At 69.4% G+C, this 13596-nt stretch carries 15 protein-coding genes and 3 tRNA genes; 15 read left to right on the top strand and 3 right to left on the bottom strand.

Features of this window, described 5'->3' with window-relative positions; all coding sequences use genetic code 11:
• Positions 1 to 109: 109 nt before the first annotated feature.
• From ACIQ7M_RS34335 to ACIQ7M_RS34370, 8 genes are all read left to right on the top strand, one after another.
• Positions 110 to 182: transfer RNA gene (locus ACIQ7M_RS34335), tRNA-Thr, on the top strand.
• Positions 183 to 228: 46 nt separating this feature from the next.
• Positions 229 to 301: transfer RNA gene (locus ACIQ7M_RS34340), tRNA-Met, on the top strand.
• An 87-nt stretch (positions 302 to 388) separates the two neighbouring features.
• Positions 389 to 553: a 50S ribosomal protein L33 gene (rpmG, locus tag ACIQ7M_RS34345; protein ID WP_003948671.1), complete on the top strand. Its 165-nt coding sequence runs from the start codon at positions 389 to 391 to the stop codon at positions 551 to 553.
• Positions 554 to 939: 386 nt separating this feature from the next.
• On the top strand, positions 940 to 1392 hold the full coding sequence (locus tag ACIQ7M_RS34350; RefSeq protein WP_355760795.1) for a MaoC family dehydratase N-terminal domain-containing protein: 453 nt from the start codon (positions 940 to 942) through the stop codon (positions 1390 to 1392).
• Between the two features lies 1 nt (position 1393).
• The gene (locus ACIQ7M_RS34355) at positions 1394 to 1822 is read left to right on the top strand and encodes a MaoC family dehydratase (protein WP_403651533.1); all 429 of its coding nucleotides are present in this window, start codon (positions 1394 to 1396) and stop codon (positions 1820 to 1822) included.
• A 143-nt stretch (positions 1823 to 1965) separates the two neighbouring features.
• Positions 1966 to 2535: a TetR/AcrR family transcriptional regulator gene (locus ACIQ7M_RS34360; protein WP_403651535.1), complete on the top strand. Its 570-nt coding sequence runs from the start codon at positions 1966 to 1968 to the stop codon at positions 2533 to 2535.
• Between the two features lie 99 nt (positions 2536 to 2634).
• Positions 2635 to 4101 carry a DHA2 family efflux MFS transporter permease subunit gene (locus tag ACIQ7M_RS34365; protein ID WP_403651537.1) on the top strand — a complete coding sequence of 489 codons (1467 nt, stop codon included), beginning with the start codon at positions 2635 to 2637 and terminating at the stop codon, positions 4099 to 4101.
• 215 nt (positions 4102 to 4316) lie between these two features.
• Positions 4317 to 5372, top strand: a complete 1056-nt coding sequence (locus ACIQ7M_RS34370) for a UDP-N-acetylmuramate dehydrogenase (RefSeq protein ID WP_403651539.1) — start codon at positions 4317 to 4319, stop codon at positions 5370 to 5372.
• 43 nt (positions 5373 to 5415) lie between these two features.
• On the opposite strand, the gene ACIQ7M_RS34375 is transcribed toward ACIQ7M_RS34370, so the two are convergent.
• Positions 5416 to 6048 carry an NAD(P)-dependent oxidoreductase gene (locus tag ACIQ7M_RS34375; RefSeq protein WP_403651541.1) on the bottom strand — a complete coding sequence of 211 codons (633 nt, stop codon included), beginning with the start codon at positions 6046 to 6048 and terminating at the stop codon, positions 5416 to 5418.
• A 128-nt stretch (positions 6049 to 6176) separates the two neighbouring features.
• Here ACIQ7M_RS34375 and ACIQ7M_RS34380 point away from each other — a divergent pair, with 128 nt between their 5' ends.
• Complete coding sequence (locus ACIQ7M_RS34380) at positions 6177 to 6839, top strand: TetR/AcrR family transcriptional regulator (RefSeq protein ID WP_403651543.1); 663 nt, start codon at positions 6177 to 6179, stop codon at positions 6837 to 6839.
• A gap of 4 nt (positions 6840 to 6843) precedes the next feature.
• Here ACIQ7M_RS34380 and ACIQ7M_RS34385 read toward each other — a convergent pair whose 3' ends face one another.
• Together ACIQ7M_RS34385 and ACIQ7M_RS34390 are read right to left on the bottom strand one after the other, a co-directional pair.
• Positions 6844 to 7875, bottom strand: coding sequence for an adenosine deaminase (locus tag ACIQ7M_RS34385; protein ID WP_355760814.1), 1032 nt, complete (start codon positions 7873 to 7875; stop codon positions 6844 to 6846).
• A gap of 176 nt (positions 7876 to 8051) precedes the next feature.
• Positions 8052 to 9278, bottom strand: coding sequence for a pyridoxal phosphate-dependent aminotransferase (locus tag ACIQ7M_RS34390; RefSeq protein WP_355760816.1), 1227 nt, complete (start codon positions 9276 to 9278; stop codon positions 8052 to 8054).
• Between the two features lie 247 nt (positions 9279 to 9525).
• Here ACIQ7M_RS34390 and ACIQ7M_RS34395 point away from each other — a divergent pair.
• The 6 genes from ACIQ7M_RS34395 (at position 9526) to ACIQ7M_RS34420 (ending at position 13527) form a co-directional block, all read left to right on the top strand.
• Positions 9526 to 9598, top strand: a tRNA-Trp gene (locus ACIQ7M_RS34395).
• 107 nt (positions 9599 to 9705) lie between these two features.
• Positions 9706 to 9987, top strand: coding sequence for a preprotein translocase subunit SecE (gene secE / locus ACIQ7M_RS34400; protein WP_153289137.1), 282 nt, complete (start codon positions 9706 to 9708; stop codon positions 9985 to 9987).
• A 77-nt stretch (positions 9988 to 10064) separates the two neighbouring features.
• Positions 10065 to 10931, top strand: a complete 867-nt coding sequence (gene nusG, locus ACIQ7M_RS34405; RefSeq protein WP_355760818.1) for a transcription termination/antitermination protein NusG — start codon at positions 10065 to 10067, stop codon at positions 10929 to 10931.
• Between the two features lie 193 nt (positions 10932 to 11124).
• On the top strand, positions 11125 to 11559 hold the full coding sequence (rplK, locus tag ACIQ7M_RS34410; protein ID WP_355760821.1) for a 50S ribosomal protein L11: 435 nt from the start codon (positions 11125 to 11127) through the stop codon (positions 11557 to 11559).
• 93 nt (positions 11560 to 11652) lie between these two features.
• Positions 11653 to 12378 (top strand): 50S ribosomal protein L1, encoded by a 726-nt coding sequence (gene rplA / locus ACIQ7M_RS34415; RefSeq protein WP_355760824.1) that lies wholly within the window; start codon positions 11653 to 11655, stop codon positions 12376 to 12378.
• Between the two features lie 201 nt (positions 12379 to 12579).
• Positions 12580 to 13527 carry a hypothetical protein gene (locus tag ACIQ7M_RS34420; protein WP_386984133.1) on the top strand — a complete coding sequence of 316 codons (948 nt, stop codon included), beginning with the start codon at positions 12580 to 12582 and terminating at the stop codon, positions 13525 to 13527.
• Positions 13528 to 13596: the final 69 nt, after the last annotated feature.

Consider the following 13596-nt stretch of genomic DNA (forward strand, 5'->3'; position numbering starts at 1 on the left):
CTGAAGCCTTGCGGGAACGCCCGGGAAACCGCCTGTGATCAGGCCCGGGCGGGTGCCGCGAAACGGATTTGGGCGATCGGCGGCGGACCGTGTAATGTCTTCATCGCTCGCCCCAATAGCTCAGTCGGTAGAGCGTCTCCATGGTAAGGAGAAGGTCTACGGTTCGATTCCGTATTGGGGCTCTGGTGAGGGAGGTTCCCGTCGCGAGGCGGGGGCCGAACCCATCAAAGCGGTGTAGCTCAGTCGGTAGAGCAAGCGGCTCATAATCGCTGTGTCACCGGTTCAAGTCCGGTCACCGCTACTGACAGTAGCCGATTGTGGGGTCGGTCCTTCGATCGGCTACTCTTCTATGCGTTAATGTCCCATCCGTTCGTCAAGGAGCACTCCTGTGGCTGCCACCGACGTCCGCCCGAAGATCACGCTGGCCTGCGTGGAGTGCAAGGAGCGGAACTACATCACCAAGAAGAACCGGCGTAACAACCCGGACCGACTGGAGATGAAGAAGCACTGCCCGCGTTGCAACGCGCACACCGCGCACCGCGAAACGCGATAATTCAGGCTCGTACACGAGGCCGTCCCCTTCACGGGGGGCGGCCTCGCGTCGTTGTGGAACCGATGTCCGGCGCGGGCCGGGGTGTCATAGGCGTACCGGCGTTTTCGAGCGAAGATGGGCCGTCCGGTCAAAACGGCCGGTCCCGCTGCGGCAACCGCGACACCCGGCGCACCGAGGACACTCGGCGTCACGAAGACAGCCACCGCGGCCGAGCCGCCCGTGTGCCGAGGAAGCCCGGTGCGCAGAAGACACCCGGTGCGCCAAAGGCATCCGGCGTGGCGAGGGCGGCCGGCGGCGCGGAGACGGTCGCCGCGGCGAAGACGAAGACACCAGGCGCGCAGCGAAGACCGTCAGCGCGGCGAAGACAACCAGGAGGTGCCGAGCCCATGGCGCTCGACCAGTCCTTCGTAGGGCGGTCCTACCCGCCCACCGACCCCTATGAGGTCGGTCGGGAGAAGATCCGCGAGTTCGCGGAGGCCGTGGGGGACAGCAACCCTGCGTACACGGACCCCGAGGCCGCACGTGCTCTCGGTCACCCCGACGTGATCGCCCCGCCCACTTTTGTGTTCGCCATCACGTTCAAGGCCGCGGGCGAGGTCGTCCAGGACCCGCAACTGGGCCTCGACTACAGCCGGGTGGTGCACGGCGACCAGAAGTTCGCCTACACGCGTCCGGTGCGCGCGGGCGACCGGCTCACGGTCACCTCGACCATCGAGTCGATCAAGTCCCTCGCGGGCAACGACATCCTGGACGTCCGTGGCGAGGTCCACGACGAGGCGGGCGAGCATGTTGTGACGGCTGTCACGAAGCTCGTGGCCCGCGCGGCGGAGGTGGGCTGACATGGCGGCGAAGATCTCTTACGCGGACGTCGAGGTCGGCACCGAGCTGCCGCCCCAGACGTTCTCCGTGACGCGCGCCACGCTCGTGCAGTACGCGGGGGCCTCCGGCGACTTCAACCCGATCCACTGGAACGAGAAGTTCGCGGTCGAGGTGGGCCTTCCCGACGTCATCGCGCACGGCATGTTCACCATGGCCGAGGCGATCCGTGTGGTGACCGACTGGGTCGGCGATCCGGCCGCCGTAGTCGAGTACGGGGTTCGCTTCACCAAGCCCGTCGTCGTCCCCAACGACGACAAGGGCGCCACCATCGAGGTCGCCGGCAAGGTCGCCGCCAAGCTCGACGACAACACCGTGCGCGTCGATCTCACGGCGACGAGCGGCGGCCAGAAGATCCTGGGGATGTCGCGCGCGGTCGTACGACTGGCCTGACAGCCTGGTTCCGCGTCCGGCAGCCGAGTCCGGGACAAGAGGCGCTCTCCTTCGAGGGCGCCTCTTGCTCGTAGCCGAACGACGCGGACCGCCCCGACTCGCACCCCCTTGCAAAGTTAGTGATTGAGTACTAACTTAGTTTCATGGTCAGGATGAGTGCAGAGGAGCGGCGCGAGAGCGTCATCCGCGCGGCGACCACCGAGTTCGCCCGTGGTGGATATCACGGCACGAGCACCGAGGCGATCGCCAAGCGCGTCGGGGTCTCGCAGCCGTATCTCTTCCGACTCTTCCCGGGCAAGAAGGCGATCTTCCTCGCCGCCGCCGAGCGGTGCGTCGAGGACACCATCCAGACCTTCCAGGAGGCCGCGAGGGGCCTGGAGGGCGAGGAGGCGAAGCACGCCATGGGAAACGCGTACGTCGAGGTCATCGCGGAACGGCCCGAGCGGCTGATGATGCAGATGCAGATGTACGTCGCCGTGGCCGCCGCCCAGCAGGAGGGTGACCACGAGTTCGGCGAGGCCGTACGGGCCGGCTGGATGCGGCTGTGGGACGCCGTGCACCTGCCGCTCGGCGCGGACCCGGGTGCGACCACGGGGTTCCTGGCGACCGGAATGCTCATCAACACGCTCGTGGCGATGGGCTTCCCGCCGGAGCACCGGGTGTGGGAGGGGCTGTTCTCGGGCCCCGGGGCCATCTGCGGGCCCGAGGAGTAGGCGGGAAGCGGCGGCGGGTGCCGAGGCTCCCGGCAGCGGATTTCCATGATCATTGAAGTTAGTCATCAATAACTAACCATCGATCTCTCTGGGGGAGAGATGTCACAGCAGACCGAGGCCGCGGCACACCGCGGGAGCGCCGCCTGGGCCCTTCTCATCACAAGCGTCGCCGGGTTCATGGCGGCCCTCGACAACCTCGTCGTCACCACCGCTCTGCCCTCCATCCGCAAGGATCTCGGGGGCGCGCTCGACGACCTGGAATGGACCGTGAGCGCCTACACGCTCACCTTCGCCGTCCTGCTGATGTTCGGCGCGGCGCTCGGTGACCGGTTCGGCCGCCGCAGGCTCTTCATGGTCGGCCTGACCATCTTCACCGGCGCCTCCGCCGCCGCGGCCATGGCCCCCGGCATCGACTCGCTGATCGCCGCCCGCGCGGTCCAGGGGGTCGGCGCGGCGATCATGATGCCGCTGACCCTGACCCTGCTGACCGCCGCGGTCCCCGCGGCCAAGCGCGGGATGGTGTTCGGGATCTGGGGCGCCGTCAACGGGCTCGCGGTCGCCTCGGGGCCCCTCATCGGCGGCACCCTCACCGAACACGTCTCCTGGCACTGGATCTTCTGGCTGAACGTTCCGCTGGGTCTCGCGGTGCTCCCGCTCGCCCGGCTGCGTCTGTCCGAGTCGTTCGGCGACGGCGCCCGGCTCGACCTCCCCGGCACCCTGCTCGCCAGCGGCGGCCTCTTCGGGATCGTCTACGGCCTGGTCCGCGGGCCCGCCGACGGCTGGACCAGCGGGTTCGTCCTGACCGGGCTGATCGCGGGCGGCGCCCTGCTCGTCGGCTTCGTCGTCCACGGCACCCGGGCCAAGAACCCGATGCTCCCGATGCGGCTCTTCCGCTCCCGCGCCTTCGCCGGGATCAACGCGGCCAGCCTGCTGATGTTCCTCGGGATGTTCGGCTCGATCTTCCTGCTCAGCCAGTACATGCAGGGCGTGCTCGGCTACTCGCCGACCGAGGCGGGACTGCGGATGCTCCCCTGGACCGGTATGCCGATGCTCGTCGCGCCGATCGCGGGCATCCTGTCCGATCGCATCGGCGGCCGTCCGGTCGTCGCCACGGGCCTCTTCCTCCAGGCCGTCGGCCTCGGCTACATGGCCGTCGTGGCCACCACCCACGCCTCCTACGGCGCTCAGCTGCCCGCTCTGATCATCAGCGGTGTCGGCATGGCGCTGTACTTCGCCCCGGCCGCCAACCTGGTCATGTCCAGCGTCCGGCCGCAGGAGCAGGGCATCGCCTCCGGCGCCAACAACGCGCTGCGCGAGGTGGGCGGCGCGCTCGGTGTCGCGATCATGTCGTCGATCTTCGCCGCCCAGGGCGGATACGAGTCCGGCCAGGCCTTCGTGGACGGACTGCGGCCCGCGCTGGTCACCGGCTCGGCGGTCGTGGCCGTCGCCGGAATCGCCGCCCTGGTGATCCCGGCCGGGCGCCGCCGCACCGAGGGGAACGCGGCGGACGCGGCCCAGTCCGGCTCCGCCGGGTCGGCCCCGGTGCTGGAGACCGCCGGCCGCTGAGCATCAGGCCCGCCCGCGTACGGCCCCGTCCGCCCGGACGGGGCCGTACGCGTGCGGGCCCGGCGACCGACACCCCGCCCAGCTCCCGGCACCCCCGGCAACCCCGGCAACCCCGGCACCCGCGTGACCCCGTGCGCCCGGAGCTGTCGGGGCCGTCTCGCGTCCGGAGCACACCGGTGGCCGGGCGCCCCCGCCTCTTCTCGTAGTCTTGGCCCGTGCAGGAACTCCACGATGCCCCGCTCGCCCCGCTGACCACCTTCCGGCTCGGCGGCCCGGCCGCCCGGCTGATCACCGCCACGACCGACGCCGAGGTCGTCGCCGCCGTGCGCGAGGCCGACGACGCCGGTACGCCGCTGCTGCTCATCGGCGGCGGCTCGAACCTGGTCATCGGCGACAAGGGCTTCGCCGGGACCGCCCTGCGCATCGCCACCGAGGGCTTCTCCCTCGACGGTACGAGCCTGGAGCTGGCCGCGGGCGAGGTGTGGACCGACGCGGTCGCCCGTTCCGTGGAGGCCGGGCTCGCCGGGATCGAGTGCCTCGCGGGCATCCCCGGGTCCGCCGGTGCGACACCGATCCAGAACGTCGGCGCCTACGGCCAGGAGGTGTCGTCGACGATCACCGAGGTGATCGCCTACGACCGGAAGACGCGTGAGACGGTCACGCTGACCAACGCCGAGTGCGGCTTCTCGTACCGCCACAGCCGCTTCAAGGCGGACCCCGAGCGTCATGTCGTGCTGCGGGTGCGTTTCGGTCTCGAGGACGCGCGGGGGATGTCGGCGCCGGTCAAGTACGCCGAGACGGCCCGCGCGCTCGGCGTGGAGCCCGGCGACCGTGTGCCCCTCGACGCCGCCCGCGGGACGGTCCTGAAGCTCCGTGCGGGGAAGGGCATGGTGCTCGACCCCGAGGACCACGACACCTGGTCCGCGGGATCCTTCTTCACCAACCCGATCCTCACGGACGAGGCGTTCGCCGCGTTCCACGCGCGCGTGGAGGAACGGCTCGGCGCCGGTGCCGTACCGCCGGCGTACGCGGCGGGGGAGGGCCACACCAAGACCTCCGCGGCCTGGCTGATCGACAAGTCGGGCTTCACCAAGGGCTACGGAACCGGGCCCGCCCGTATCTCCACCAAGCACACCCTCGCCCTGACCAACCGGGGCGGGGCCACCACCGAGGACCTCCTCGCGCTGGCCCGGGAGGTCGTCGCGGGAGTCCACGAGGCCTTCGGGATCACCCTCGTCAACGAGCCGGTGACGGTGAACGCGAGCCTCTGACAGGCGCCGGGAGCCTGAGAGCGACCCGGCGTCCGGGACCTGGCTAGTAGGCGATGCCCACCCCCTGCTTCACGGTTCCCGGGTCGTCGACCATCGCCAGCATCGCGTGGGCCACGTCGGCGCGCGCGATGAAACGGCCCTTGGGCGGGAAGCCGCCCACGGCCGTGCGGTAGGTGCCGGTCAGCGGCTTGTCCTGGAGGCGGGGCGGCCGGACGACGGTCCAGTCCGTGGCACTGCCCGCGAGCTGCTCCTCCATCTCCCGCAGGTCGGCGTAGACGTCCTTCAGGATGCCGGAGATCAGGCTCCTCATCGCGCGGTCGACGAGCGTGTCCTTCTGGGCGGCGGGGCCGACCGGACCCGCGCTGACCACCAGCAGTCGCCGCACCTGCTCGGCCTCCATGGCGCCGAGCGCCGTACGGGTGAGCCGGGCCGCGACCCCGGCGTCCTTCCGGCTGCGCGCGCCGAGACCGGACAGGACCGCGTGCCGGCCCGCGACGGCCGGGCGCAGCGACTCCGGGTCGGTGAGGTCCGCGCGGAAGACCTCCAGACCCGCGCCCGTGACGGTGAGCCGCGCGGGATCCCGTACGACCGCCGTGACCCGGTGGCCCGCGCCGAGGGCCTGCCGGACGATCTCCTGGCCGATGCCTCCGGTGGCACCGAGAACGGTGAGTTCCATGACCTGCTCCCGCATGAGACGGAGATGGGGTGGGTGAGTGTTCACTCACCCTTGCTACTTCTAGAGTGAGTAAGTACTCACCCACCCGTCAAGCCCCGGCAGGGCATGTCATGGAATCCTTGGGCCCCATGCAGCAGAAATCCGCCACGGAAGCCGGGCCGTCGAAGCCTGCCAGGATCCGCATCCTCGACGCGGCGCACGAGCTGATGCTCACGCTCGGCCTCTCCCGTGCCACCACCAAGGAGATCGCCAGGGCGGCCGGCTGCTCCGAGGCTGCGCTCTACAAGTACTTCGCGAGCAAGGAGGAGCTCTTCATCCAGGTCCTCCACGAGCGGCTGCCCCAGCTCGGCCCCCTCCTGGAGCGGCTGACGGCCGAGCCGCGGGAGCACTCCCTGGAGGAGAACCTCACGGAGATCGCCCGCCAGGCGGCCCTCTTCTACGAGCAGAGTTTCCCGATCGCCGCCTCCCTGTACGCGGAGACGCAGCTCAAGCGCCGTCACGACGACGCCATGCGGGCCATGGGCGCGGGCCCGCACATGCCCATCCGGGGCGTCGCCGCCTATCTGCTGGCGGAGCAGCGGGCCGGGCGCGTCCATCCGGACACCGACACCTACGCGGCCGCGTCCCTCCTCCTCGGGGCCTGCGCGCAGCGGGCGTTCGCCTACGACGCCACCCAGGAGGGCACGCCGCCGCCCCTGGACACCTTCGCCCCGGCGCTCGCCCGCACCCTGCTCACCGGGATCGCGCCCGGGAACAGGACGGGGTCCGCCGGCGCCCCGGACACGCTCTAGGCGGCTAGGCCGTCAGCCAGTCGTCGACGCCGGCCAGCAGTTTCGCCCGGACGTCCTCGGGTGCGGCCGAGGCGCGGATCGACTGCCGGGCCAGCTCGGCCAGCTCCTGGTCGCTGAAGGCGTGGTGGCGGCGGGCGATGTCGTACTGGGCGGCGAGCCGGGAGCCGAAGAGCAGCGGGTCGTCGGCGCCGAGCGCCATCGGCACCCCGGCTTCGAACAGAGTGCGCAGGGGGACATCGGTGTGCTTCTCGTAGACGCCCAGGGCGACGTTCGAGGCGGGGCAGACCTCACAGGTCACCCCGCGGTCCGCGAGCCGCTTCAGCAGCCGCGGGTCCTCGGCGGCCCGCACCCCGTGGCCGATCCGGGAGGCGTGCAGGTCGTCCAGGCAGTCGCGGACCGAGGCGGGACCGGTCAGCTCGCCACCGTGCGGCGCGGACAGCAGCCCGCCCTCGCGGGCGATGGCGAAGGCCCGGTCGAAGTCCCGCGCCATGCCCCGCCGCTCGTCGTTGGAGAGCCCGAAACCGACGATCCCCCGGTCCGCGTAGCGCACGGCGAGCCGGGCCAGCGTGCGGGCGTCCAGGGGGTGCTTCATCCGGTTGGCGGCGACCAGGACGCGCATCCCGAGCCCGGTGTCCCGCACGGCCGAGTCGACCGCGTCCAGGATGACCTCCAGGGCCGGGATCAGACCGCCCAGGCGCGGGGCGTACGACGTCGGGTCGACCTGGATCTCCAGCCAGCCGGAGCCGTCCTTCAGGTCCTCCTCGGCGGCCTCGCGCACCAGGCGCTGGATGTCCTCGGGCTCCCTCAGACAGGACCGCGCGGCGTCGTACAGGCGCTGGAAGCGGAACCAGCCGCGTTCGTCGGTCGCCCGCAGCTTCGGCGGTTCCCCGCTGGTCAGCGCCTCGGTCAGTGTTTCGGGCAGCCGCACGCCGTACTTGTCGGCGAGCTCCAGCACGGTGCCGGGCCGCATCGACCCGGTGAAGTGCAGGTGCAGATGGGCCTTCGGAAGTTGACTGACATCACGTACGCGCTCCATCCAAAGATCCTGCCCCACCCGCGGCTCGTGCCGGTAGGGCTTTCCCTGATCGGGCGCTTGCTCGAACAGACGAACGGGGGCCGGCCACTCCGTGGAGAGTGGCCGGCCCCCGTCACGCGCGCGTGGAGCGCGGTGACGTCACCGGTGCGCCGGTGGGCGCGTCAGGACGCCGGAGGTCAGTCCGTCGCCTCGGCCAGCAGCTTCTGGATCCGGCTGACGCCCTCGACGAGGTCCTCGTCGCCGAGCGCGTACGACAGCCGCAGGTAGCCCGGCGTGCCGAAGGCCTCACCCGGGACGACCGCGACCTCGGCCTCCTCCAGGATGAGCGCGGCCAGCTCGACGGTGTCCGCGGGACGCTTGCCGCGGATCTCCTTGCCGAGGAGTCCCTTCACCGAGGGGTACGCGTAGAAGGCGCCCTCGGGCTCGGGGCAGAGCACGCCGTCGATCTCGTTCAGCATGCGCACGATGGTCTTGCGGCGGCGGTCGAAGGCCTCGCGCATCTTCGCGACGGCCGCGAGGTCGCCGGAGACGGCGGCGAGCGCGGCGACCTGGGCCACGTTCGAGACGTTCGACGTGGCGTGGGACTGGAGGTTGGTCGCGGCCTTGATCACGTCCTTCGGGCCGATGACCCAGCCCACGCGCCAGCCGGTCATGGCGTACGTCTTGGCGACGCCGTTGACGACGATGCACTTGTCGCGCAGCTCGGGCACCACCACCGGCAGCGAGTGGAACTCAGCGTCGCCGTAGACCAGGTGCTCGTAGATCTCGTCGGTCAGGACCCACAGGCCCTTCTCGGCGGCCCAGCGGCCGATCTCCTCGATCTGCTCGCGGGTGTAGACCGCGCCCGTCGGGTTCGACGGGGAGACGAAGAGCAGCACCTTGGTGTTCTCGGTGCGGGCGGCCTCGAGCTGCTCGACCGAGACGCGGTAGCCGGTGGTCTCGTCGGCGACGACGTCGACCGGGACACCGCCGGCGAGACGGATGGACTCCGGGTAGGTCGTCCAGTACGGCGCGGGGACGATGACCTCGTCGCCCGGGTCGAGGATCGCGGCGAAGGCCTCGTAGATGGCCTGCTTGCCGCCGTTGGTGACCAGGACCTGGGCGGCCTCCACCTCGAAGCCGGAGTCGCGCAGCGTCTTCGCGGCGATCGCGGCCTTCAGCTCGGGAAGCCCGCCTGCCGGCGTGTAGCGGTGGTACTTGGGGTTCGAGCAGGCCTCGATGGCGGCCTGGACGATGTAGTCCGGGGTCGGGAAGTCGGGCTCACCGGCGCCGAAGCCGATCACCGGACGTCCGGCGGCCTTGAGTGCCTTGGCCTTGGCGTCCACGGCGAGGGTGGCGGATTCGGAGATCGCGCCGACTCGGGCGGAGACCCGGCGCTCGGTGGGAGGGGTTGCAGGGCTCATGGCCCCATCGTTTCAGACCGGAATCACCCCCGGCACACGGGTTTCACGGACTGAACAAAGGCAGAACATCCGTCCGGATCCGCGCGCTCCACCAGTGGATCTTCAACGCGGCGGGCCCGCACCGACACTTTCTGTTCGACGCCCGGCTCCGGACCACGTACACTCTCACCTCGTTGGCCTTCACCGGCCGCGCTCAACCGGTGCACACCGAGCACCCGGTCGAATGCGGTACGTTGGGGGAAATCAAAGGGTCGTAGCTCAATTGGTAGAGCACTGGTCTCCAAAACCAGCGGTTGGGGGTTCAAGTCCCTCCGGCCCTGCTACACACTCCTCTCGCGGATGTGTGCGCATGTACGTACCGCAATGCACCGCCGTGCGGCTCAACCGGGCGCGGCACGGTCACGACCCGGGAATCAGGTGAGGACGAGTGACGGACGCCGTGGGCTCCATCGACATGCCTGATGCCGAGGCGCCGGAGTCCAAGAAGAAGGCCCGCAAGGGCGGTAAGCGTGCCAAGAAGGGCCCGCTGAAGCGCCTTGCCACCTTCTACCGCCAGATCGTCGCGGAGCTCCGGAAGGTTGTCTGGCCGACTCGCAATCAGCTGACGACTTACACCACAGTGGTGATTGTGTTCGTCGTCATCATGATCGGCCTGGTCACCGTGATTGACTATGGGCTCAACCACGCCGCCAAGTACGTCTTCGGCTGAGCCGAGAGCGAAGGGCGCCGTCACCGGCGCCCCTTTCGCGCGTTCCACCCCCATGTAACCAGGAAGAAGCAGCCACCGTGTCTGACCCGAACCTGAACGATTCCTCCGAGTCGGTCGAGTCCGTAGACGACGAGCTCGAGATCGTCGAGGGAGCGGACGTCGTGGACGAGTTCGAGGCTGCCGATGCCGCCGCCGGCGAGAGCGCCGAGGACGCGGCCCTGCACGTCGAGGACGAGTCCGGTGAGGACGTCGAGGACGCCACCGACGAGTCCGTCGAGGACGAGGACGCGTCCGAGGAGGCCGAGCCCGAGGTCGAGGCCGAGCCCGTCGACCCCGTGACCGCCCTGCGCGAGGAACTGCGTCTGCTCCCCGGCGAGTGGTACGTCATCCACACGTACGCCGGTTACGAGAACCGCGTGAAGACCAACCTCGAGCAGCGTGCCGTCTCGCTGAACGTCGAGGACTTCATCTTCCAGGCCGAGGTGCCGCAGGAAGAGGTCGCGCAGATCAAGAACGGCGAGCGCAAGACGATCAAGCAGAACAAGCTCCCGGGCTACGTCCTGGTCCGTATGGACCTGACGAACGAGTCCTGGGGCGTCGTCCGCAACACTCCCGGCGTCACCGGCTTCGTGGGCAACGCCTACGACCCGTACCCGCTGACCCTGGACGAGATCGTCAAGATGCTCGCCCCGGAGGCCGAGGAGAAGGCCGCCCGCGAGGCCGCCGAGGCCGAGGGCAAGCCCGCTCCGCAGCGCAAGCTCGAGGTCCAGGTGCTGGACTTCGAGGTCGGCGACTCGGTCACCGTCACCGACGGCCCGTTCGCCACGCTGCAGGCCACGATCAACGAGATCAACGCCGACTCGAAGAAGGTCAAGGGCCTCGTCGAGATCTTCGGCCGCGAGACCCCGGTCGAGCTGTCCTTCGACCAGATCCAGAAGAACTAGCAGCTTCTGGACGTACGTCTTCCGAACAGGTCAGACGGGCTGTCACAGCCGGTCTGACCTGCTCGGTTTTTAGCCGCGCATGGATACCCGTTATCGTTGTGCGGTATGCCTTCATCCGGATCATTTCCTCCGCTGAAGGCAGCCGTCCGGGGCGACTCGGACGTAGGAAGGCGAAAACGAAAGAGGACCCGGAATGCCTCCCAAGAAGAAGAAGGTCACGGGGCTCATCAAGCTCCAGATCAACGCCGGTGCGGCGAACCCGGCCCCGCCGGTCGGCCCCGCGCTCGGTCAGCACGGCGTCAACATCATGGAGTTCTGCAAGGCCTACAACGCCGCGACCGAGTCGCAGCGTGGCTGGGTCATCCCGGTGGAGATCACGGTCTACGAAGACCGCTCCTTCACCTTCGTGACCAAGACTCCGCCGGCCGCCAAGATGATCCTCAAGGCCGCGGGTGTCGAGAAGGGCTCCGGCGAGCCGCACAAGACCAAGGTCGCCAAGATCAGCCAGGCGCAGGTCCGTGAGATCGCCACGACCAAGATGCCCGACCTCAACGCCAACGACCTGGACGCCGCCGCGAAGATCATCGCCGGCACCGCCCGTTCCATGGGCATCACGGTCGAGGGCTGACACCCACCTTCGTAGGAATCTGCGGCTCCGGCCGCACGTGGCAGGGCCTGCTCGGCCCACACCACGACTCCTCAGAACACATCAGGAGAAGTAGTGAGCAAGCGCAGCAAGTCTCTCCGCGCTGCGGACGCCAAGATCGACCGGGCGAAGCTGTACGCCCCGCTCGAGGCCGTCCGTCTCGCCAAGGAGACCTCCACCAGCAAGTACGACGGCACCGTCGAGGTCGCCTTCCGCCTGGGTGTCGACCCGCGCAAGGCCGACCAGATGGTCCGTGGCACCGTGAACCTGCCGCACGGCACCGGCAAGACCGCCCGGGTCCTGGTCTTCGCGACCGGTGACCGTGCTGCGGCCGCGGAGGCCGCCGGAGCCGACATCGTCGGCTCCGACGAACTGATCGACGAGGTCGCGAAGGGCCGTCTGGACTTCGACGCCGTCGTCGCCACCCCGGACCTCATGGGCAAGGTCGGCCGCCTCGGCCGCGTGCTCGGTCCCCGTGGTCTCATGCCGAACCCCAAGACCGGCACCGTGACCCCCGACGTCGCCAAGGCTGTCACCGAGATCAAGGGTGGCAAGATCGAGTTCCGCGTCGACAAGCACTCGAACCTGCACTTCATCATCGGCAAGGTGTCCTTCGACGACACCCAGCTGGTGGAGAACTACGGTGCGGCCCTCGACGAGATCCTTCGTCTGAAGCCGTCGGCCGCCAAGGGGCGCTACATCAAGAAGGCCGCGTTCAGCTCGACGATCGGCCCCGGCATCCCCGTCGACCCCAACCGCACCCGCAACCTCCTCGTCGAGGAGGACCCGGCCGCCGTCTGAGCCCTTCGCTCACCCCGGTGACCGCGTCGCGCACGCGTATCTGAACGGGCCCCGCAACCTTTCGAGGTGCGGGGCCCGTCCTCATGTGCGGAAGTCTTTCCGGCCGTCGCGGGGCGAGCTGCCCCGGGAGGAATCCGGATACGGGTGTCAGTGGGCTGCGCTAGCGTGCGGTTCACAGAGTTCGCATAGGGGTGGGGACGAATGAAGAGCAGCATGGTCCGCCGTGTGAGTGTCTCGATCGTGCTGACGACGGCACTGGCGGGGGTGGCGGCCTGCAACTCCTCGGGCTCCTCCGGGAGTTCGGGCAAGGGCGACAAGGCCGGCCACAAGAGCGCCACACGCGTCAGCCCCATCGCGGCCCTGCGCTCCGCGGAGAAGTCCACCGACGGCGCGGACTCCGCGAGGATCGAGTCCACGACGACCCTGGGCACGCTGATGTCCATGAAGTCGGGCGGCGTCATGGCCTGGGGCGACGGCTTCACCGGCGACATGACGATCACGTACACCGGCGGCACGATGGCCGACACGATGCGCCAGATGGGCAGCGACTCCATGGAGGCCCGCTACCTGTCCGACGCCTACTACGCGAAGATGGGCGACGCCTACGCCCGGCAGGTGGGCGGCACGCACTGGATCCGGTACGGGTACGACGACCTGGCGAAGCTCGGGGGCGGCTCCGGCGCGCTCCTGAAGGACCAGATGCAGAACAGCTCGCCGAACCAGTCGGTGAAGCTCCTGCTGGCCTCCGGCGACGTGAAGAAGGTCGGCGAGGAGACGGTCCGCGGCAAGAGGACCACGCACTACGCGGGCACGGTGGACGTCGGCGACCTCGCGGCCCGGAGCTCCCACCTCACCGCGAGCCAGCTCTCCGACATGAAGAAGCAGTTCAACCAGGCCGGCATCACCACCGAGGACGTCGACATCTGGGTCGACGCCGAGGACCTGCTCGTCAAGGCCGTCTCCAAGGCCGCGATGGCGAGCGGCACGATGTCCTCCACGACGTACTACAGCGACTACGGCGTGAAGGTCTCCGCCGTCGCGCCCCCGGCCGGTGACACCACGGACTTCAAGGACATCCTGAAGAAGCAGGGCCTGACGCCCGGCAGCGGTGACACCGCGAGCGGCTCGGGCACCGACTCCCCCTCCTGAGCCCGGAGCAGCCCGAAACTCAAGTGATCATCCGAACCGCCTGAGCTACGCTCGCGCCGAATATGTGAA

It is taken from the genome of Streptomyces sp. NPDC096324 (assembly GCF_044763015.1).
Taxonomy (GTDB): Bacteria; Actinomycetota; Actinomycetes; order Streptomycetales; family Streptomycetaceae; genus Streptomyces.